The organism is Segatella baroniae B14, assembly GCF_022024235.1.
In the GTDB taxonomy this organism is placed as follows: domain Bacteria; phylum Bacteroidota; class Bacteroidia; order Bacteroidales; family Bacteroidaceae; genus Prevotella; species Prevotella bryantii.
On sequence record NZ_CP091800.1, the window covers coordinates 56,199 to 79,864 of the forward strand.

Annotated in this window: 11 protein-coding genes; 6 read left to right on the top strand and 5 right to left on the bottom strand. The window is 40.9% G+C overall.

Features of this window, described 5'->3' with window-relative positions; genetic code table 11:
• Positions 1-14: 14 nt before the first annotated feature.
• Positions 15-4,121 (top strand): hybrid sensor histidine kinase/response regulator transcription factor, encoded by a 4,107-nt coding sequence (locus L6469_RS10575; RefSeq protein WP_039869720.1) that lies wholly within the window; start codon positions 15-17, stop codon positions 4,119-4,121.
• A gap of 148 nt (positions 4,122-4,269) precedes the next feature.
• Here the strand turns inward: L6469_RS10575 and L6469_RS10580 are convergent, their stop codons facing one another.
• The 4 genes from L6469_RS10580 to L6469_RS10595 all read right to left on the bottom strand — a co-directional run bounded on the left by L6469_RS10580 (position 4,270) and on the right by L6469_RS10595 (position 9,037).
• Entirely contained in the window at positions 4,270-5,229 is a 960-nt protein-coding gene (locus tag L6469_RS10580; RefSeq protein WP_006281621.1) for a glycoside hydrolase family 43 protein, read from the bottom strand.
• Between the two features lie 82 nt (positions 5,230-5,311).
• Positions 5,312-6,421: an endo-1,4-beta-xylanase gene (locus L6469_RS10585; protein ID WP_039869723.1), complete on the bottom strand. Its 1,110-nt coding sequence runs from the start codon at positions 6,419-6,421 to the stop codon at positions 5,312-5,314.
• A 31-nt stretch (positions 6,422-6,452) separates the two neighbouring features.
• The gene (locus L6469_RS10590) at positions 6,453-7,850 is read right to left on the bottom strand and encodes an MFS transporter (RefSeq protein ID WP_006281623.1); all 1,398 of its coding nucleotides are present in this window, start codon (positions 7,848-7,850) and stop codon (positions 6,453-6,455) included.
• A 2-nt stretch (positions 7,851-7,852) separates the two neighbouring features.
• The gene (locus L6469_RS10595) at positions 7,853-9,037 is read right to left on the bottom strand and encodes an SGNH/GDSL hydrolase family protein (RefSeq protein ID WP_039869725.1); all 1,185 of its coding nucleotides are present in this window, start codon (positions 9,035-9,037) and stop codon (positions 7,853-7,855) included.
• A gap of 264 nt (positions 9,038-9,301) precedes the next feature.
• Between L6469_RS10595 and L6469_RS10600 the strand changes: the two genes are divergently transcribed.
• The 5 genes from L6469_RS10600 (at position 9,302) to xyl3A (ending at position 23,106) form a co-directional block, all read left to right on the top strand.
• The gene (locus L6469_RS10600) at positions 9,302-11,191 is read left to right on the top strand and encodes an alpha-glucuronidase (RefSeq protein ID WP_006281625.1); all 1,890 of its coding nucleotides are present in this window, start codon (positions 9,302-9,304) and stop codon (positions 11,189-11,191) included.
• 980 nt (positions 11,192-12,171) lie between these two features.
• On the top strand, positions 12,172-13,533 hold the full coding sequence (hemN, locus tag L6469_RS10605; RefSeq protein ID WP_006281626.1) for an oxygen-independent coproporphyrinogen III oxidase: 1,362 nt from the start codon (positions 12,172-12,174) through the stop codon (positions 13,531-13,533).
• The gene (hemG, locus tag L6469_RS10610) at positions 13,534-14,904 is read left to right on the top strand and encodes a protoporphyrinogen oxidase (RefSeq protein ID WP_006281627.1); all 1,371 of its coding nucleotides are present in this window, start codon (positions 13,534-13,536) and stop codon (positions 14,902-14,904) included.
• 405 nt (positions 14,905-15,309) lie between these two features.
• The gene (locus tag L6469_RS10615) at positions 15,310-20,229 is read left to right on the top strand and encodes a beta strand repeat-containing protein (RefSeq protein WP_223918736.1); all 4,920 of its coding nucleotides are present in this window, start codon (positions 15,310-15,312) and stop codon (positions 20,227-20,229) included.
• A 219-nt stretch (positions 20,230-20,448) separates the two neighbouring features.
• On the top strand, positions 20,449-23,106 hold the full coding sequence (gene xyl3A, locus L6469_RS10620) for a xylan 1,4-beta-xylosidase (protein WP_006281630.1): 2,658 nt from the start codon (positions 20,449-20,451) through the stop codon (positions 23,104-23,106).
• 165 nt (positions 23,107-23,271) lie between these two features.
• On the opposite strand, the gene L6469_RS10625 is transcribed toward xyl3A, so the two are convergent.
• On the bottom strand, positions 23,272-23,493 hold the full coding sequence (locus L6469_RS10625; protein WP_039869728.1) for a hypothetical protein: 222 nt from the start codon (positions 23,491-23,493) through the stop codon (positions 23,272-23,274).
• Positions 23,494-23,666: the final 173 nt, after the last annotated feature.

Genomic DNA, 23,666 nt, shown 5'->3' on the forward strand with positions numbered 1-23,666 from the left:
AAAACCTAACTAACATGAAATACCTAGTATCAACTATACTGCTCTGGATGAGTTTGTCGCTCCATGCCCAAGTTGGACGAATTTTCACAACAGACGATATGTTATGTAATAGTTACGTGAATGAAATATTTCAGGATCGCGACGGATTTATTTGGATTGCTACCCGTAATGGTTTGATGCGTTACGACGGATACCAATTTAAAACTTTCAAAAAAGGTATTAACGATAGTGGCATAGAAAGTAACTATATCAACTGTATCGATCAAGATCGAGAAGGCAATCTTTATATCGGTGGCAACACTACCGTACAACGCTATAAAGATGGCAAATTCATAACCTATGAACTCTACGATCGCTTTGGTAAGCCGATACATACATACTTTACAGATATTTTACAACTCAGCAACGGTAAAGTTATCGCTGCTTCTTCAGGCTTTGGCATTATGCAATTGCTTGACAATGATAAAGCTGAAATTATCAATCACGACAAAAGACTGAATTATCCCCTCCACTTTGCTGAAGATAATCAGAAAAACCTCTGGGTAGCTACAACTACAAAGGGGCTCTTTGTTATTCGAAATAACCAAATAAAACAACAATATTTTAAGTCTTCTAACCAGAGATCGGCCCTGAGCGATGTCATATGCGACAAATTGGGCAATGTTTGGGTTTCGCTTCATGATCAAGGCTTATGGCTAAAAAGACCAAATGAACATGATTTCCATCAGGTAAAGGCTGTAGGTAATCTGCCAATATCCGACCTGAATGTGAACCAAAAAGGTGAAATCTTCATCGGTACCGATGGTGCCGGAGTCTATATCTATCAGCCTAAACACGATTTACTCTTATCGAATCCCTATTATTGTAAAGATATCTATCTAAACCAAACTAAAGTATACTCTATCCTAGAAGATCATAACCATAATATCTGGCTCGGTCTTTTCCAAAAAGGTGTATTTATGTCGCCTTGCCGTCCCAACGAATTCTGCTATATGGGCCAGAAACTTGGTCCTAAAAATGTTATCGGTTTCAACTGTATAAGCGCTATACTTGTAGATAGCAAACACCACGTATGGGTAGGAACAGATAAGGATCATCTATACCAACTCGATTCACAGATGCATCTTATCAAGCATTACACCAATGTGCCAGGCACTATCATTATCATGCATGAAGATGCGAAACATCGTATCTGGATTGGTAGTTATCAACAAGGATTGGGCTATATCGACGAAGGTGGCATCTGGCATGCTGTCAACCTAAATATTGGTGACAATATCAGCATTTTCGGCTTAGATAGCGATCAAGAAGGTAATATATGGATAGGAACAAGCGGACAGGGACTAATATGCTACAACCCTGACACTAAGCAGAAAAAACAATTCAAATCAAACATTAGAGCTAAGGAAAATAAACAGCTCAACTGTCTGATAAATGATTATATCAGTGGTCTGGCTGTATCACATAATAACCAATATATATATACAGCTACCTCTACAGGATTGGCTATATACGACAAAAAGAAGAAAAGTTGGACTTCTGCCCTAGGTACCAACTGTCCTGATTATGACATCTTCTCTCGCTTTATACGCGAAGACAAAGACGGAAATGTATACATGGGTACTAATGTAGGTCTATATATCTATAATCTGAAAACTCGTAAGAAAAAAGTACTTACCATCGACGATGGACTCCCTGATAATGGTGTAGCCAGCATGGAACAAGACTATCATGGCAACTTATGGATTACCACCGACCATGGCCTCTGTTGTATGCATCCGAAGACTGGCAAAACCAAATACTATTACTCTGATAAAGTACTGCAGGGCAACGAGTTCTCTAATCAGGCATCATATATCACACCTGATCGTAAGACCATCTATCTTGGTGGTTCAGGCGGAGTTACCTGGTTTCACGTAGATAGTATTAAGCAACAACCATGGAATGCTACGATCAAGGTTTCTACCATCTCTATCGGTAACAACGAGCAAAGCGTGAATCCTGATGACACGGAATTTGAATTTAACTACGAAGACAATTCTTTCGCCATTCACCTATCCACTCTCACCTACGATGAACCAGATAACATTGTATATCTCTACAGTATCAACAACGAAGATTGGGTAGAATTAAGCCATGGTAGCAATGAGCTCGCCTTTAATCATCTTTCTCCAGGAACTTATCATATCCGTGTGAAAGCTTGTCTTAACGACAAATCTACACCGATTCGAGAATTTACCATCGAGGTAAATGCCCCTTGGTATCGCAGTAACTGGGCCTATTTCGGTTATCTGATCATTCTACTCTGTCTCTTGAAAGTATATCACAAGTACCGTCAACGTAAACTACATGAGGAGAAACTTATCGAAGAAAACAAGCATCAAGAAGAACTTAACGAGTCTCGCCTCAAGAGTTTTATTAATATCAGTCACGATATACGAACTCCTATGACGCTGATTATCAGTCCTCTGCAACAATTATTACAGAGTGATACTGACCCATCACGCCATGCTACTTATCGCACTATTCAAAAAAATGCGGTACGTATTCTCCATCTGATTAACCAGATTATGGACTTACGTAAAATTGACCGCGGACTCATGGCTATGAATATGCGCAAAACGGATATGGTGAAGTTTATCTCTGATGTATATGCGCTCTTTATCGAACAAGCTAAGATGCAGAATATCGACTTTAGTTTTGAGCACGATTCAGAACAGCTATATATGTGGATAGACCGCAACAATTTTGATAAGGTTTTGGTTAATATCATCTCAAATGCCTTTAAATATACCTATGCTGGCGGTAAGATTGAAATTAGACTTACCCACAACGATAAGGAGGCAGAGATTGCCTTCTATGACAATGGTGAACGAATTCCTGATGATCAGATTAAACATATCTTCGATCGCTTCTACCAGGCTAATGTAAAAAGCAATGACCGCAAGATTGGTACAGGTATAGGTCTCGATCTTACCCGATCACTCGTAGAATTGCATTATGGAACTATCAGCGTTCATAACAATGCAGACGGCAAAGGATGCGAATTTAACATCACGTTGCCACTTGGCAAAGAACATTTGAGCGAAGCTGAACTGATTAATGATACACAAGATACAGAAAGCGAAACGTATGAAAGCGCAGAAGTATTAGAGAATACCGATAATATAAATACGATTTGGGATATTCCTGCAATACAAGTAGCCGTTCATGCCAACAAAATGGACGATGATGCCAATATCATTCTGCCAACCAGCAACTCCACAACTGATACAAACGCTTCTGCAAATGAAAAATCAAATACGACAAAACCTATCGAATCAGACAACAATACTAAACAAGAAAATGAAGTACAGAAAATATCGATATTTGTCGTCGAAGATGATTTTGAAATCGCTACTTATCTGAAAGAACAGTTTCGCAGGGAATTTGATGTAAGCACTTTTGCCAACGGAAAAGATGCACTTTCTGCAGCTATTCGTCAGCAGCCTCAACTTATCATCAGTGATGTCATGATGCCTGTAATGGATGGTATTACCCTCTGCAAACGTCTGCGTGATAATACCAATACGAATGCTATCCCTATCATTCTGCTTACTGCCAAGAATAGCGATGAAGATAAATTGAAGGGTATCGATACTGGTGCTGATGCCTACATGGTAAAACCTTTTAATATCGACTTGTTAAAGAGTCAAGTTTTCAACCTGATTCGTCAGCGTCGTACTCTCATGAACAAACTGGGCGGACAAGAGACTCAAGAAGAAAAACTAAAACAGTTAAAGCTCAACTCTGCCGATGATCGTCTCATAGAGATGATTGTCGAGGAAATTAACAAGAACCTTACTAACAGTGACTTGAATGTTGATATGCTGGCCGAAAAAGTAGGTTTAAGTCGAGTTCATCTCTATCGCAAGATGAAAGAACTCACTAACCAAACTCCACACGGATTTATCCGCAATACACGTATCCGTCAGGCTGCTAGACTTCTAAGAGAACCTGGCCATAACGTAACTGAAGTGATGTATGCCTGCGGATTCAGTAATTTGGCGTCATTCTCTACTATGTTTAAGAGTATGTACGGTATGAGTCCTAGAGACTATATCCGAGAACATCAGAAATAAAGAATAAACAGGGAAAAAATAATGGGGGGCTCCGTGAAGAGTCCCCCATTTTACGCTCATATTCGCACGCTTGCGTTTATATTATTATTAAAGATTTGCTTATTATATTTTAGGTTTCAAAAAAACTTTCAGGAAGAAATATGAATCTTTATTTTACTGTCTTGATATGACCTTCAGCGTCATATTCCAACTCAGCTACCTTCAAAGAACGTAACCAAGTAGTGTCATTAGAAGGTACACAGTCGTGATGGAAAAGATACCACTTGCCTTTATATTCTACAATAGAATGATGAGTAGTCCAACCTACAACTGGTTCAAGAATAACACCCTGGTAAGTAAATGGACCATAAGGATTATCGCCTACAGCGTAGCAGAGTAAATGTGTATCTCCAGTACTATAACTAAAATAATACTTTCCATTATATTTGTGCATCCATGAAGCCTCGAAGAAACGGTGAGGATCGTCTGCTGGTAAAGGTTTACCTGTCTCGTCTACGATAATGACAGCACGTGGAGCCTCAGCAAACTGCTTAACATCACCGGTCATACGAGCAACTCTAGAAGGAAGTGGATCTTCCTTACCCTCAGGCAAGTGTTCAGCCTTTAGCATCTTATTATCCTTGTACCATTGGAGCTGACCACCCCAGATACCACCAAAATACACATAAATTTCACCATCATCATCCTTGAAAACGCATGGGTCGATACTATACGAACCACGAATAGGATCTGCTTCTGGCACAAATGGTCCCTCAGGTTTATCGGCTACTGCTACACCAAGATGAAACACACCGGTATAATCCTTGGCACTATAGATAAGATAGTATTTACCATCCTTCTCTACACAGTCGTTATCCCACAACTGCTTCTCTACCCATGGGATATCCTCGATACCAAACTGTTTACCACAGTCCTTGGCATCCTGTTCCATTGGATCACCATCAATACAGAGTACATGATAGTCTTTCATCTGGAAATGACCACCATCATCATCAAAACACTCACCACTATCATAGTCGTGACTAGGATAGATATAGAGTTTACCATCAAACACGTTGGCAGCAGGGTCTGCCATATAATCACTTGGAAACACGTATTTTGCCTTCATTTGCTTATAAATATTTAGAATTAACAAATCGGAATGCTCTTTGAGTATAGCAATATCACCCTATTCAAAGAGCAACCATGCTTTACTCATAAAGTTTGATAATTTCTTTAACCACAGGTTTTACCTTGTAGTTGCGGTCGATAAGCAGACCATAGTTGGTACGACCAGGCACAGGCCAACCATTCAGCCAGCTGCTTCCGTCGTCCACACCCCAAAGCGTTACACGCTTAATATGATCTACATACTTACGATAAATCTTAAAGAATGACAGATACTGCTGATCGAAAGTCTTCTGAGCAGCTTTAGTCAACCCATTTACATATGGATTAAGTTCCTTATTATACTTATAGTTCTGGCTAATCTCTGCACCACCAAAGCTCTTAGGATTAGGTAGCATATTGACATCGAGTTCTGTAAACTGAACATCTACACCTGCAGCAATGAAAGCCTTGATAGAATTTTCATAATCCTCAAGATTAGGATAGTTAAAACCGTTATGGCTCTGCATACCTACAGCATCAATACGACATCCTGCAGCTTTCAACTCCTTAACCAGTTTGACTACAGCATTACGCTTAGCAGGAATAGACATCGAATAGTCATTATAATACAATTCTGCATCAGGATCTGCCTGATGAGCAAAAATAAATGCAAGCTTGATAAAATCAGGACCAATGATCTTATAATAAGGAGACTGACGATATTCACCATTATCAAGGATAGCCTCGTTAACGACATCCCAACCCTTGATTTTACCTTTATATCGCTTAACGACATTAGTAATGTGATGATACATACGGTCGATGAGCACCTCACGGGTAACTTCTTTACCTTCCTTATCGGTAAACATCCATTTTGGAGCCTGTGAGTGCCAAACCAAACAGTGGCCATGAACTGTCATCTTATGCTGTTCCGCAAATTTAACCAACTGGTCAGCATCATGCCAATCATAATAATCCTCTTCTGGATGAATAATCTCACCTTTCATACAATTTTCAGCGACAACCGAATTAAAATTATCAGTTATAGCATGAACGATTTTGGGATCATGCGTCCAAATCTGATGACTATTAAGTGCTGTTCCGACCAAGAAGTATTTACCTAAGACATCCTTCATCGTAGGCTGATTTTGAGCAACTGCTGCTATTGGCAGCAACATAAGGCCAAGGCAAAATTGTGTTAGCTTTCTCATTTTTTCTACTATTAATTTATGTATATATAGGTTAGTTTTGCTGATTTTTCATTTCTATCGCCCTATTGATTTCGTCTATCTTCTCATCTGTCAGTTCATACTTTGAAATAATAAACATGGCCAAAAGAAGTAGGGCTGCAGGGATAACACATACCAACCAGAGAATACCCTCTTGAGCTAACGGCGTTTGGTTAATACTATCCTTATTATAATGTACATAGTTGAGTACAAAAGGAGCGACCACACTACCGATGGTCATACCTGCTTTGAAGAAAAGACCGGTAAGTGCATTGACGATACCAGCGATACGCTTGCCACTAGTATATTCTCCAAACGAAATAACCTCTGGAACCAAAGCCCACATATACCCCGTAGCAACAATAACACCCGTACTCTTGATAAATTGGGCAATATAGATAAGAATCATACTTGGATGATCCATCTTGGCTACAAAATAAAGGATAGCCATACCAACAATGGCAACACCAAGAAAAGCATAAAACATATTTTTCTTTCCAATAGCACGCTTAATAGCTGGCACTAATGGCATAAAAATAAATGCAGGAATAGAACCCAGGCCCATAAAAGTAGACAATTGGGCTGGAGTGCCATGCAGATTACTATTCATGAAGTATGCACCTGCTGCATTGCCAATACTCATCATAGAGAAGGCTGTGATAAAGAAAAAGGCGATAACACGAAGTGGACGGTTGCGTACGAACTCAGTTACTAAATCGCTCACCTTAACATCTTCACTGTCTTTAGCATCCATTACCACACGTTCCTTACACTGTGAGAAACAGAAGAAAAGCAACAAAAGACCCACCACACCATATATCGACATCGTAATAAGCCATGCATGTGGATCTTTTGGCAATGCATCACCCTCTGAAACAGCAAAGAACGCAATGAGCAATGGTAGACCAGAACCTACAGCCAAGCCGCCACAGTTAGCCATAAACATACGAACAGATGTAAGTACTGTTATCTCATTCGTATCACGAGTAAGCGATGAATTGAGTGCACCATAAGGTACATTAATAAAGGTATACAATAAGGTCATACCAATATACGTAAAATACGCATAAAGTAGTGACGGTGCAAAACCATCATAGAAACAAAGGATAGAGAAGCCCGTCAACGGGATACCCACAAACACAAGGTAGGCACGATATTTACCTAGCTTAGGATTACTTTTATCCACAAGAGTACCGACTACAGGATCCCAGATTACATTAGCAATATTACCGATTAAAAACATAAGGCTCACGTCGGTAGCATCAAGTCCATAGATATCGGTATAGAAGAACAGAAGATACATACAGGTTACCTGAAAGATCAAATTCTGTGCTAAGTCGCCCGATCCGAAACCGATGCGCTGGAGCCAATTCAAATGGTAAAAACCATTCATTTCGCTTGGGTTATTCATGATTATTTGTTTTTAAGATTTTTAAAAAAAGATGCTGCAAATTCTCCCATAACACGATATCCTTCAGGATTCAAATGAAGTCCGTCTTCAGAATAAGCAGGCAGCAACTGCTGTTCATCCTTCGGATCACGTACAGCCTTATCGAAATCGATAACACCATCAAAGACATCCGTCTGACGAATCCATTCATTTACTGTTTGGCGGATAGCCTCATGCCACAGTGAATACCAGCCGTTACCTTTAGTAGGAGTAATCGTTGCTCCATATACCTTAAGTCCCTTTGCCTTAGCACGCGAGGCAAGCACTCGATAAGAAGCAATAAGCGTATCAGCAACATGTTCGTAATTTTTGTTACTTATACCTATATCATTAGTACCTTCAAAGATAACCACGCTACTGATACCCTGCTGAGAAAGAATATCTCGGTCGAATCGTTTCAATGCAGGTTCACTTATACCATATTCTACGACACAGTTACCGCCAATACCGAGATTGAGTACACCTGTTTCACCATTCAATGCCTCGGCCATTCTATCGGGCCAACGGTTTTGGGCATTAGTTGTTGTACCACGTCCATCAGTAATACTATTACCCAAGATAGCAATAGCATCCTGCTTATCACTCTTTGTTTCAAGTGTTGCCATGGTATACCAATGGTCAAGTTTCTCCTCTGTCTTAAAAGTCTGTTTTGGAGAAACCATACCCTGAGCGATATAAGAAGTTGTTCGAGACCCACGATGTGAAGTCATATGTTCAGGCACCTGATTGCCGTAACATATGGTTACCGCAACTCTAGAGAGTTTAGGAATATTCATCTTAAAGGCATCAGTATAAAGGGCTTTACCCTTTTCAATAGTAAAGCTGTGTTTTCCTTTCACTCGAAGCACAACACTCGTGTTTTTCTGAATAGCCGAGGAGTCATCAACCAGGGACAGATAAATTTGGCGAATTTCGACAGGAACTTCACTAAACTCGTTAGAGAGTTTCATACGAAATGTATTACCTGCTATCGAAGTACGGATAACCTGTCGAATGGTACGATTGGCCAAAGATGTTTTTGGCAGGTCATTTCCCCCAGCCCATTCGCTGGCAGAAGCCCACGTGCCCACCCAACTTGTGTTTTGCGCTATAGCTGGACAGGCACAGGCTAAGAATAACAACTTAACTAATAATCTACGTGTATTCATTTTGTTTAGGTTTTTTCGTCATTGGCGTCATCATATGATAACACTTGTAATTATTTATCGATGCAAAAATAAGTATTTCTCTACAAAAATCATTTGCGATACGTTTCTATTGCTTTATCATTTGTTTCATTGATACCTTGAAAAGGTGTAAAAGAAACGTTTTGCAAAGTTTTAGATACAAATAACAAAATATCGCTATATACAGATAACCTAAAATTTACAAAATTATCCCTACCTTTGCACTATCACTTTAAACAATCTAAAATGAAAAAGACATTAGTTCTTATTATTACCTTGATATTATGTCTTGGTGCATCGGCAGAAGATGGTCATCAACTCTGGCTACGCTATCAGCAGACACATGCACAAGTGAACGCTCCCCAAGGTGGAGAAATACTGAATACAGCTTGTCGTGAACTGCGAAATTACTGGCTAGGCCAAGCGATAAATCTGCAATTGGTTAGCCAGAATATTGTCGCTCCTGAAGGATATACCTTCGATGGAAAGACCTTGAAAGCCTCAACAGAGTCTGGTCTACTCTATGGTGCCTATGCCTTGTTGCGCGAGCAAACTGTGCGAGGTACGGCTAAGGGTATAATACTGAAGAGTACACCTAAAAGTAAGTATCGTATACTTAACCACTGGGATAATCTCGACGGAAGTATCGAACGAGGTTATGCAGGAAAGAGTATTTTTTGGAATTCTCCTATCAAAGGTGAGGCATATGATACACGTCTAAAAGAATATGCTCGCGCCAATGCTTCGGTAGGTATCAACGGCACTGTACTCGATAATGTAAACGCATCACCTAAAATGCTTACACATACCTATCTCGACAGTGTTGCACACATTGCCAATATACTCCGTCCTTATGGTTTACGCGTATACCTATCGGTCAATTTTGGTACTCCAAAAGCACTCGGTGCTACCAATACTGCAGACCCACTCAATAAACGTGTGATAAGCTGGTGGAACAAGAAGGCTAAAGAAATCTATAAATTAATACCAGACTTTGGAGGATTCTGCGTAAAGGCTAATTCAGAAGGTCAACCTGGACCATTCGACTATGGCCGCACTCATGCACAGGGTGCCAATATGCTTGCCGATGCACTGAAACCTTATGGTGGACTTGTATTCTGGCGTAGTTTTGTATATGGATCTAAACATAAAGGTGAAGACCGTGTAAAACAAGCCGTCAGCGAGTTTGCAGATCTCGACGGTACTTTCAGAGAAAACGTTATATTACAAAGCAAAAATGGTCCGCTTGATTTTCAACCACGTGAACCCTATGCTCCCATCTTCGACCAAATGCATCGTACAACACAGGCCGTCGAACTACAGATTACACAGGAATACTTAGGTCACGATAAGCATTTGGTATATCTTGCTCCTATGTGGCAAGAGTTTTTCTCTTTTGTTTCAGTAAACAGATTGAAAGGTGTAGTCGGTGTGGCCAATATCGGTGATCATATTAACTGGTGTGGTCATCCATTCGCCCAAAGTAATTGGTATGCCTTCGGCCGACTAGCTTGGGATGCATCACTCAATTCTAAAACTATTGGCGAAGAATGGCTGATACAGACTTATACTGACAAATATCAGTTTGTCGCCCCTGTACTAGATATGATGCTTAGCTCTCGCGAAGCATGTGTAGACTATATGGAACCATTAGGTCTGCATCATATCATGGCCTTTGACCATCACTATGGTCCGGAGCCAGACGGATTTATCGCTAGTTATCCTATCGAATGGTGCCCGGTATACTATCATAAGGCTGATGCTCATGGCTTAGGCTTCGAACGAAGCAGCAAGGGCACCAATGCCACTGCCCAATATCCTGAACCTTATCGTTCACTGTACGACAATCTCGCTACCTGTCCACCAGAATATTTATTATGGTTCCACCATGTAGCCTGGAACTATCGTATGCCGAGTGGACGTACCATGTGGCAGGAGCTCAATGCACATTATAATAAAGGTGTAAAAACTGTACAGAATTACGAAAACTTGTGGCAACAGATGAAGCCTTACATTGACGAAGCTAGATGGCAGCACACCGCTAATCTACTCCACCTGCAAGAACAAAATGCAGAACTTTGGCGAAATACCTGTTTAAAGTACTTCGCAACCTTCTCTAAAATGCCTATAGAATAAAGGAATTTAAAAGAATAAAGCCATTTAAAAGTGTGATAAGAGGAACAGGAATTTCTTGAGAAGCAAGAGACTGAAATTCATAATCGTACATATTGTTGATACTGTCCCTGAATTTGTAGTCTCCAGTATCCAAAGATTTTCCTGTTTCTTCGCATTGCTATCAAATGGTATCACCCGTTTGATACTATTCATTAGTTAGCTAATATCTTATTCATATATCATCTCACCTTCAGAAAGCCATACCAGCCATCATTTTCTATCGAGCTGCAACCTCGTAGTCGGCATCTAAATAAAGAACTTGATAAAATTGAGTAAACATATAGAGATAGATACCTTACCCATGCGCTTTCATAAATCTTTCACACGATCATAAAGCAAAACTATCTATGAACTATCCTGTATAAGCATAGCCATTCTTATAGAATTTGTGCTATGATATCTCATACAAATGTATGACATAATACATGTAAAAGCAAGTGGATTCTTATATTACAAAAAAAATGCCCGGAATCACTTCCGAGCATTTTGTTATCTTGTGATTTATTAATTCAAAGTAAATGCGAAGTTTCGCATGTTTTGTTATCCTTTGTCGCTACAAATTGTAATCACAATCTTTAAACCTAATAATAACCTAATAACTAAAAACCTAAACAATCTAATAACCTAATAACTTATTTTTGATGTTGCAAAGATACGGCAACTTTTTATATTCCACAACTTTTTTACTTTAAAATGCTGTTTTTCAGCTCAATTCTTGATTTTAATCAAGAAAATGTGTGCGTACACACCTAATAAGAACCGTCTTTTAAAAACCCTTAACATTTGTAACCCTATCACCTTTAATTTATAAAAACCTCATAAATAAGGATTGTAGTATACCCAAGAAAGTTGTAAATTTGCAGTCGTATTTGGAGTTGTATGCTAGGACATCAACTCATCATCACTATTCATACAAAAACAGGTAAAAGATTAAATAGATAATGATACCAGCAAATAAATATAACGTATCTGTGCCTCGTTATACAAGCTACCCACCAGCCAACTATTTTGAGCCGATGGACAGTACCAGCTATCTGAAGGCAATAGAAGATTCAAATCAAGTAGGCAGTAAAAAACTGTCTTTTTATTTTCATTTTCCATTTTGTCGTAGACTATGTCATTATTGTGGATGCAATTCATATATGATGCCACAAGACAAAAGTCAAGTAGCTCGCTATGTCGATGCTTTGCATCATGAGATAGACCTTGTTGCTAAACATCTAGACCCTACCCGCCCTATCAGTCAGATTCATTATGGCGGTGGTAGTCCTTCGGTGCTACCGACTAGCATATTACAGGAACTTAACGAGCACATACTATCGCTCTTTCCAAAAATAGAAAAACCCGAGATTGCTATCGAATGTCATCCTGGTTATCTCTCTGCAGCAGACTGGGAAGCTTTGTGCAACAGCCACTTTACCCGATTCAGTATCGGAGTACAGGATACAGACGAAAAGGTACTCAAAGCTGTAGGTCGTACACCGTCACAGATGCCGATACCTGAGATTGTATCGATATTACATGCACATGGTGCAACAGTTAATACAGACTTTCTCTATGGTCTTCCTTATCAGACACCTGATACGTTTGTACAAGACATACAGAAGACCATTGAAGTTCGTCCTGAACGTCTGGTAACATTTAGCTATGGTCATGTGCCATGGGTCTTCAAGCGTCAACAAGTTCTCGAGAAGATAGGCTTACCGCAACCTGAAGTAAAACAACAGATGTACGACAAGGCTGCCCAAATGTTGCATGAAGCGGGGTATCAAAGTATCGGGTTAGATCACTTTGTTCTACCTGAAGACGAACTCTATCAAGCACTGCAAAACGGTCAGCTATACCGCAATTTCCAAGGTTACTGTACTCGTCGTACCACAGGACAGGTATACGCATTCGGTGTAACCGGTATCAGTCAGCTCGACTCTTTCTATGCACAGAATACCAAAAGCATCGAAGAATATCTGGTAGCAACCGAAAACGACACGTTGTCTACAGCTAAGGGCTATCAGCTTACACCTGAACAGCGCATCGTAAAAGAGGTTATCGAACGACTAATGTGTAATTATCGCATACAATGGGCTCATATAGCCAAAGATCTCGGTATTACTATTGAACAGGTTAAAGCAGCCCTGCACTATGATGCCGTCCAACTGCAAGAGATGGCAGATGACGGTATCATGAACTTGACCCATGAGGGTATTACTATGACTACCGAAGGGCATCCATTTGTACGCAACGTGGCCGCTGCTCTTGATCCACTCATGGTACACACTGACAAAAAATTTTCGAAACCAATTTAAATGAAGACAACCCAATACGATGTAATTATCATAGGTGCCGGAATAACTGGCATGACCTGTGCATACCAGCTAACACGTAAACATAAAAATGTGTTGGTGCTCGAACGTGAAAACCGTATAGGTGGACAGATACACAGCTGGCAAATAGATGGATTCACTTTTGAAAGCGGACCAAATACGGGCGTAATAAAATATCCGGAAGTAGCAGAACTCTTTGAACAGTTAGGAGAAAGCTGCACGCTGGAAACAGCTAAAGAATCGAGTAAGCGAAGACTCATCTGGAAAGGCAAACGATTTCATGAGTTGCCTAACACACTATTCGGAGCATTAGCAACTCCGCTCTTTACCTGGTACGATAAGTTTCGCATTTTAGGTGAACCCTGGCGCAAAAAAGGTACTGATCCAAACGAATCTGTAGGTGCCATGGCTGAACGTAGATTAGGAAAATCGTATGTCGATTATGCAGTAGATCCATTTATGTCGGGAGTATATGCGGGTAATCCATATCAGTTACCTGCCCGTTTGGCTCTGCCTAAATTATGGCAATTGGAACAAGACTATGGCTCATGGATTCGTGGTTCTATCGCTAAAGCAAAAATGCATAAAAGTGAACGCGATAAAAAAGCTACGAAGAAGGTTTTCTCTGCTCATGGCGGTTTCAGCCGACTGATAGAAGCAGAAGCTAAAGCTATAGGTGAAGAACATATTCAAACTAGTGCACATAATATCATGGTAACCCCTGAGGGTGACTTGTGGCAAGCTACCTATACTATAGAAGGACAGGAACATACCGTTATCGCTAATCAAGTAGTAACAACTTGTGGAGCCTATTCTTTACCATCTGTTCTGCCTTTTATCGATGAACAAACCATTCACGATATTAGCTACCTCTACTATGCTCCTGTTGTACAAATAGGTGTCGGTCTTCGCAATACAGATGGTAATGACTGGCCTGCCTTCGGTGGATTAGTTCCTTCTATAGAACATCAAGATATTTTAGGCATTCTCTTCCCTTCAGCCTGCTTTACCAATAGAAGTCCGGAAGAAGGCGCAACTATGGCTTACTTCATAGGTGGAGCTCGCCATCCGGAAATGGTAGAAAAGAGCGATGAAGAACTCATCCACATCGTAAACTACGGTTTGCATACCATGTTGAAATATCCTAAAGATAAAAAGGCTGATGTTATTCGAATCTTCCGTCATAAACAGGCGATACCACAATATAGTACATCTACAGACAAACGTTTACGTGCTATCATTAGCACTCAAGAATCTTATCCCGGCCTCACCATTGCTGGTAATCTACGTGATGGCATCGGCATAGGTGATCGCATCAAACAGGCTTTCGACGTCAGCAAAAATATTGAATAAATAAGTAATAAATAGGTTGGCTCCAATTATAGGACCAACCTTTTTTATGGGAAATTCTATATTACTCTAATACTGTATCTTAGAAATTTCACCGCATGACTACATGCTGTGAAATTATAAAATAAAATTTTATTTCAAACTTATAGAACTGAATTCCTAGCTAAAGAATCCTTTTTCTAGCTGAGATGTTAAAAAATAATGTTAAACTCAGTAAATTTTATTGTAAATTAAAGAAAACTATATATATTTATACCATAAAAACTGCTAAAAGTTCACATACAAGCACGGCAACAAACATCATTTCCAATCTGTTATCTGTGTTTAATAACTATATCTAAGAAATATATACATTTCTAGTATCAAAATAAATTATTCGAATAACATCATACATCTATATAAATGCTTATGAAAAAGACAATACTTCTTTTCCTCTTTGCTGTCATAGCGGCAGGAACAGGGGCATGGGCACAGACGTATACAGACGTCTCTACCTTTCAAAATTTAAAAACCGCTTTGAGTGCAGGTAACCATGTGAGACTCACAAGCGACATTACTTGTACTGAAATGCTAACCATTGACGACGGGAAAAAAGTGATCATCGATGGTAATGGAAAAACACTCTCCGGTTCTGGCAACAGGGCGTTTTATATTAATTCGTCGGCTGTACTTGCCTTGAAAAATGTTACAATCGAGAACTTTGACCTCAACGCAGGTGGTGGTGCCTTCCGTAATTATGGAACATTGGTGCTTGATGAATGCACCGTGAGCAATAACCATACTGACGGAGGAAATCAAGGAGGCGGTGCTATTGAAAATGGATACGGTGCTTACCTTTATGCCGACAAAACAACTTTTAGCGGAAACTATTCGAGTGAAATTGGTGGAGCTATCAACAACTATCGGGGTAGCCTTTATATGTGCAACTGTACGTTTACCAACAATTACACAACCTCATCGTCAGCTAATTATGGCGGTGCGATAGGTATCAATGGTGGAAACCAAGTCCATCTCGTAAACTGTTCATTCTCAGGAAACAAATATGGTACGAATACCGGAATCAGCGACATCGGGGTCTATAATGCTCCTTCGATATCCATCATTGCCGGCTGTACCGGGGTAACTATTCTGCCTTCTGGTAAACTGAACACTTATGACAAAGGAAAAGCATCACTTGATTACTCTGATTTAGACAACATCTTATTCACGGACAATGAACCTTATAACATCACCTTATCAGACGCCAGTAGCGAACATGGTGTGGTGACATTCTCTGTAGGAATGTCAACTGTTACAGAGGCTTATAAAGATGACGTGGTGAACATTCGCGTTACTCCGAATGACGGTTATTCTGCGAAGGAGGTTACCGTTCGCGCCTATACCTCTTGGAGTGCGGCCAATGCAAAAGCCCAGTACGCGCCTGGCTTGCAGGACGAAATCATCACAACTAAACAGACGGATGGTTCATGGACTTTCACCATGCCCGATGCTAATGTGCTGGTGACTGTAACCTATGCCAAAAATCTGCAGGATGCCTGGATTCAGCCTATTGCTGGGCAAACTTATACTGGCGAAGCTATTTCGCCCGTTATTACTGTCAAGGATGGCGAGACTACGCTAAACCCTGGTATTGACTACACTGTGACTTATGAAAACAACGTAAACCTAGGCACTGCATCCGTTAAGGTCACAGCTGTTGAAGGTTCTAACTACAGCGGAACGGCTAGCTCATCATTTACTATACTAAGGCCGGATTACTATATTATACTGGATCTTTACAATGCCATTGGCGACGATGTATGGACAGGCTACGGTACACAGACGGGTGTCATCAGCTATAGCAGAGGTAATGATCCGAACGAGTTCAAGGCTACCTTTATGGGTGGAACATATGCGATTGACGTTCCATTTGACGACATTATATCGGCTTCTAAAGTAGATAACGGAGACGGATCATATTCCTACACGCTCAATGTCGCTCTTCCTGCTGAAACGGGTATGACTTCTGAAACTTTGCACGTCACCATGAAGAATGGCGAGATTACCGAACTCAACAGTGAAAACGCGGGAATCAGCATGAGCAAGGAAGGCGGAGAAATTACAAGTTGGAGTGAGCTACAGGCTGCACTGAACAACAGTAGCATCGTCAAGCTCTCACAGAATATCACGGCTGAAGCTACGGATGCTGCGCTGAACATTTCTACAGGCAAGACCGTCGTGCTCGAACTAAACGGATTTACAATTAGCCGTGCGCTGACAACCCCTGTCGCTGATGGTAGCGTCATCATCAACAACGGTACACTCGCCATTATGGACAACAACGAAGGTAACGGAAAAATTACCGGCGGTAATACCACTGGTAACGGAGGTGCTATACTCAACAACGGTACACTGACTATTTATGGTGGTGAAATCACAGGAAACCATGCTAACGGACTGGGAGGTGGTGTCTATAACACTGTAACAAACACGGATACTGAAGGGTTTTGGATGACTGGAGGTATAATTGATGCAAATACTGCAGAGAACTTCCCGGCCATTGGCGGAGAGGTTACCTTCAACAATATGGCTGTGATCCAAGTTGATAACAATGGTACAACGGTCAGTGTGAAGACGGCCAAGGCGGGAATGGCACAATACAACTATGTTAAACCTGTCATGCCTGACATGAACAAGTTTGCCATCTTAACGGAACTTTACAATGCCATTGGCGACGATGTATGGACAGGTTATGGTACTCAGACGGGTGTCATCAGCTATAGCAAAGGTACCGAACCAAACGAGTTCAAGGCTACCTTTATGGGTGGAACATATGCGATTGACGTTCCGTTTGGAGACATTATAACGGCTTCTAAAGTAGATAACGGAGACGGATCATATTCCTACACGCTCAATGTCGCTCTTCCTGCTGAAACGGGTATGACTTCTGAAACTTTGCACGTCACCATGAAGAATGGCGAGATTACCGAACTCAACAGTGAAAACGCGGGAATCAGCATGAGCAAGGAAGGCGGAGAAATTACAAGTTGGAGTGAGCTACAGGCTGCACTGAACAACAGTAGCATCGTCAAGCTCTCACAGAATATCACGGCTGAAGCTACGGATGCTGCGCTGAACATTTCTACAGGCAAGACGGTCGTGCTCGAACTAAACGGATTTACAATTAGCCGTGCGCTGACAACCCCTGTCGCTGATGGTAGCGTCATCATCAACAACGGTACACTCGCCATCATGGACAACAACGAAGGTAACGGAAAAATTACCGGCGGTAATACCACTGGTAACGGAGGTGCTATACTCAACAACGGTACACTGACTATTTATGGTGGTGAAATCACAGGAAACCATGCTAACGGACTGGGAGGTGGTGTCTATAACACTGTAACAAACACGGATACTGAAGGGTTTTGGATGACTGGAGGTATAATTGATGCAAATACTGCAGAGAACTTCCCGGCCATTGGCGGAGAGGTTACCTTCAACAATATGGCTGTGATCCAAGTTGATAACAATGGTACAACGGTCAGTGTGAAGACGGCCAAGGCGGGAATGGCACAATACAACTATGTTAAACCTGTCATGCCTGACATGAACAAGTTTGCCATCTTAACGGAACTTTACAATGCCATTGGCGACGATGTATGGACAGGTTATGGTACTCAGACGGGTGTCATCAGCTATAGCAAAGGTACCGAACCAAACGAGTTCAAGGCTACCTTTATGGGTGGAACATATGCGATTGACGTTCCGTTTGGAGACATTATAACGGCTTCTAAAGTAGATAACGGAGACGGATCATATTCCTACACGCTCAATGTTGCTCTTCCTGCTGAAACGGGTATGACTTCTGAAACTTTGCACGTCACCATGAAGAATGGCGAGATTACCGAACTCAACAGTGAAAACGCGGGAATCAGCATGAGCAAGGAAGGCGGAGAAATTACAAGTTGGAGTGAGCTACAGGCTGCACTGAACAACAGTAGCATCGTCAAGCTCTCACAGAATATCACGGCTGAAGCTACGGATGCTGCGCTGAACATTTCTACAGGCAAGACGGTCGTGCTCGAACTAAACGGATTTACAATTAGCCGTGCGCTGACAACCCCTGTCGCTGATGGTAGCGTCATCATCAACAACGGTACACTCGCCATCATGGACAACAACGAAGGTAACGGAAAAATTACCGGCGGTAATACCACTGGTAACGGAGGTGCTATACTCAACAACGGTACACTGACTATTTATGGTGGTGAAATCACAGGAAACCATGCTAACGGACAGGGAGGTGGTGTCTATAACACTGTAACAAATACGGATACTGAAGGGTTCTGGATGACTGGAGGTATGATTGATGCAAATACTGCAGAGAACTTCCCGGCCATTGGCGGAGAGGTTACCTTCAACAATATGGCTGTGATCCAAGTTGATAACAACGGTACAAAGGTCAACCAGAAAATAGCCAAGATTGGATTGGTACAATACGACTATATCAAGCCTGTCATGCCTGACATGAGCATGATTACCATCTTAACGGCTCTGAACACAGCCATCACAGAGGCTGACTCATACTTCAACAGCATTAAAGAAAGTAATCCTGATGCAGCCGCAATACTCTTGGAGGCCATCAACACTGCCAAGGCAGTACAAGACAATGTCAATGCTACACAGACGGAGATTGAGAACGCTACAACCACACTTATAGATGCCGTAAACGCTGCCAAGGAAGACGTTGCCCTTAAACGCATTACCATTACTATTCCTGCCAAGAGCTACGTGGCTCGCATGGATGCCGACAAACGTCAAATAGAGGAACCTATAAATGGTGTATCAATCTATTCGATAAAAAACGTAAGCAACAAACAGGTTGAATTGACATCCTCAATTAACGTGGTACCTGCAGAGATGCCGTATCTCATCTATAATGACAATGATGAGGAAGTTGTGGTGAAAATCGTCATTAGCAGCAACGATGCCGATGAGTTGAGCTATGATAACGAACACTTCAAGGGTACACTCGTGGACAAAACATTCACCAACGTAGACATACAGAATGCTGATCATTACATACTTCACAATGGCAAGAACTTTACGTGGGTGAAGGATGCCGGTACACTGGCTGCTGGTAAGTGCTGGATCGAATTGATACCAACTTCACCTTACCATGCCCGTATCCTTAGCATCGTATTTGAGGGTGAAGCCACAGGCATAAGCACCGTGAATACTGATGTCATCAACAGTGAAAAATACTACGACCTGAGTGGACGCCGCGTAATCAAGCCTACAAAGGGTGTATTCATCGTCGACGGCAAGAAAATCGTGACGAAATAAGATAATATTCTAAATCATCATCGGGGACAATGCGCAGCAATGCACATTGTCCCCGATATGTTTTTTTGTTCCGATTGATAGGACAATAATCTGATCAAAAAAAGTTTACCAACGACTATTAATACATAATATAAAGTTTTTGAAACATAAAGCAAAGTCGCCAGAACATATTTTACGTATATTTGCCACTGGAAAGAAATTCTAACAACCTAACCTATTATGAAACTATTCACAAAATACGCTGTTGTGGCAATATTAACTTTACCCTCTACAGCTACATACTCACTCATCTGCGCTGCTGAAAAGTCTGCTCAAAATACCCATACTACAAGCAGAACATCGGACAAGACTTCAACTCTATTACCTTATCAGAATCCAAATCTTTCAGCCTACGAAAGAGCCATAGATCTCTGCCATAGACTTACCTTAGAAGAAAAGGCTTTACTTATGCAGGATGAATCACCTGCAATACCAAGACTTGGCATTAAAAAATTTTTCTGGTGGAGCGAAGCATTACATGGTGCTGCCAATATGGGCAATGTAACCAATTTTCCAGAACCCATAGCTATGGCCTCATCCTTTAATCCCACTTTGCTCAAATCTGTTTTTTCTGCTGCAAGCGATGAGATGCGTGCACAATATCATCATCGTATGGATAATGGTGGAGAAGATGAAAAATTTCATAGCCTCTCTGTTTGGACACCAAACGTAAATATCTTTAGAGACCCGAGATGGGGACGTGGACAAGAGACATACGGTGAGGACCCTTATCTCACTTCGGTTATGGGATGTGCCGTAGTCGAAGGGTTGCAGGGACCTGAAAGCAGTAAATATCGAAAACTGTGGGCCTGTGCCAAGCACTTTGCCGTACATAGTGGCCCAGAATCTACTCGCCATACAGCCAACCTAAATAACATCTCGCCACGCGATCTCTATGAAACCTATCTACCTGCTTTCCAGTCCACAGTACAGGATGGTCATGTGCGTGAGGTAATGTGTGCCTATCAGCGTCTCGATGACGAACCATGCTGTAGTAATAATCGTTTGCTACAACAAATTCTCCGCGAAGAATGGGGTTTCAAATATCTCGTCGTAAGCGACTGCGGTGCTGTAAGTGATATTTGGCAGAGTCATAAGACATCAAGTGATGCTGTACATGCTTCACGACAAGCTACACTTGCAGGTACAGATGTGGAATGTGGCTATGGCTATACCTATGCAAAAATACCTGAAGCGGTAAAACGAGGCCTTCTCACAGAAGAAGAAATCGACAAACATGTCATAAGACTACTTGAAGGACGTTTCGATTTAGGCGAAATGGATGATTCTAAACTTGTGGAATGGAGTAAGATACCTTATTCCATCATGTCATGCAAAGCTCATGCACAACTGGCTCTCGACATGGCACGACAGAGTATTGTATTACTTCAGAACAAGGGAAATATCTTGCCATTACAACTCAAAAAAAATGAACGTATCGCCGTTATTGGTCCAAATGCAGATAATAAACCGATGATGTGGGGCAACTATAATGGTACACCTAACCATACAGTATCGATTCTCGAAGGTATTCGCAAGCAATATAAAAATGTAGTATATCTTCCTGCCTGCGACTTAACAGATAAAATGGTCGTTAAACCACTGTTCAATCAATGTAAAGTAGCAAATAAGACCGGTTTGAAGGGTACTTTTTGGAATAATACTAAGATGAGTGGCAAACCTGTAACCACTCAGTATTATAATGCCCCTTTGGCTGTAACGACAGCAGGTATGCACAATTTTGCCCCAGGTGTAAAAGTAGAAGACTTTTCTGCAAAATACGAAACTACTTTCACTCCTCAAAAAAATGGTGAAGTCGTCATCAACGTAGAAGGTTGCGGAGATTTCGCTCTCTATGTAAATGGCAAAGAAATGCAAAAATTCCATACTTGGCGTACTACACCTACCCGCACACCGCTACAGGTAAAAAGTGGCGAACAGTATTTGATAGAGGTACGTTTTACCTACGTAAAAACCTGGGGGGCTAATCTTAAGATTAATATCGGTGAAGAACATCCTGTCGATTATGCTGCTAATATCGCTCAACTCAAGGGTATAGATAAGGTCATCTTTGTGGGTGGTATTGCTCCTTCACTGGAAGGTGAAGAGATGCCGGTGAATATTCCTGGATTTAAAGGTGGAGATCGCACTGATATTGAAATGCCACAAGTACAGAGAGACTTTATCAAAGCTTTAGCTGAAGCAGGTAAACAGATTATTTTAGTAAACTGCTCTGGTTCTGCTATCGCTCTAACACCTGAAGCACAGCGTTGTCAGGCTATTATTCAGGCGTGGTATCCTGGGCAAGAAGGAGGTACGGCTGTTGCCGATATACTTATGGGTAAGGTAAATCCTATGGGAAAACTACCGGTAACCTTCTATAAGAGTACCCAACAGTTACCTGATTTTGAGGATTATTCTATGAAGAACCGTACATATCGGTATTTTGAAGATGCTCTCTATCCCTTCGGATATGGTTTGAGCTATACTTCGTTCGAAATAGGAACAGCTAAACTGCAAACACTTACGAACAATAGCATAACTCTTCAGATTCCGGTAACCAATACGGGGAAACGGGAGGGCACAGAACTAGTTCAAGTATATCTCCGCAGAGATGATGACGTAGAAGGACCATCTAAAACACTGAGGTCTTTTGCTCATATCACACTGAAAGCTGGGGAAACAAAAAAGGCTATTCTCAAACTAAACCGAAATCAGTTTGAATGCTGGGACGCGTCTACCAATACTATGCGGGTAATACCCGGTAAATATACCATCTTTTATGGTAACAGTTCGAAAAAAGAAGATTTAAAACAGATACATTATACGTTAAATTAGTTTTTAAAAACTGCACAATGGTTATCCAGCATATAAGTGTATATGCTGGTTTTTTATGTCTACAAAAACAAAAAAAGTCTGCAATCCATATAGGATTGCAGACTTTAAATATCTTTGGTATGAAATAATATTTTTCCTAACTAGAACATATTACTTAGCCCCACCTCATAGAGAGGCAACTAATTCCTGTACAGCTGAAAATTTGTCTGTAAACACCACAAGGGCTGTAATTACAATACCAGCAATGATTATACCTGCGTTAAGTAAAATTTTCTTTGCATCTTTGTCCTTTAGAATAATACCCATAGAACCCAATGTATACTTAACCAATACTGTAACACAGTAAAGCGATACAATTAGAACAGATATATCCGCAAAAGTTCTCATAATTTTGAAAATTAAATAGTTAAAGTTTTTTATAATTCTTATCGCTAAAATGAGTAGGCTTCACAAGCCTACATTTTTTATATAACTATGCAAATATAATTTATTTTTTAATATGTTCCAAGTAAATCAAACAAAAAAAGACAAAAAAATATGCGTAAACGTTTACGTAGACT

Excerpts from the sequence above, each read along its gene's own strand:
- L6469_RS10585 (WP_039869723.1), bottom strand. The coding sequence starts at position 6,421 with ATGAGAAAGCTAACACAATTTTGCCTTGGCCTTATGTTGCTGCCAATA.
- hemG (WP_006281627.1), top strand. The coding sequence starts at position 13,534 with ATGAAGACAACCCAATACGATGTAATTATCATAGGTGCCGGAATAACT.
- L6469_RS10590 (WP_006281623.1), bottom strand. The coding sequence starts at position 7,850 with ATGAATAACCCAAGCGAAATGAATGGTTTTTACCATTTGAATTGGCTC.
- L6469_RS10580 (WP_006281621.1), bottom strand. The coding sequence starts at position 5,229 with ATGAAGGCAAAATACGTGTTTCCAAGTGATTATATGGCAGACCCTGCT.
- L6469_RS10575 (WP_039869720.1), top strand. The coding sequence starts at position 15 with ATGAAATACCTAGTATCAACTATACTGCTCTGGATGAGTTTGTCGCTC.
- L6469_RS10595 (WP_039869725.1), bottom strand. The coding sequence starts at position 9,037 with ATGAATACACGTAGATTATTAGTTAAGTTGTTATTCTTAGCCTGTGCC.
- xyl3A (WP_006281630.1), top strand. The coding sequence starts at position 20,449 with ATGAAACTATTCACAAAATACGCTGTTGTGGCAATATTAACTTTACCC.
- L6469_RS10600 (WP_006281625.1), top strand. The coding sequence starts at position 9,302 with ATGAAAAAGACATTAGTTCTTATTATTACCTTGATATTATGTCTTGGT.
- L6469_RS10625 (WP_039869728.1), bottom strand. The coding sequence starts at position 23,493 with ATGAGAACTTTTGCGGATATATCTGTTCTAATTGTATCGCTTTACTGT.
- hemN (WP_006281626.1), top strand. The coding sequence starts at position 12,172 with ATGATACCAGCAAATAAATATAACGTATCTGTGCCTCGTTATACAAGC.
- L6469_RS10615 (WP_223918736.1), top strand. The coding sequence starts at position 15,310 with ATGAAAAAGACAATACTTCTTTTCCTCTTTGCTGTCATAGCGGCAGGA.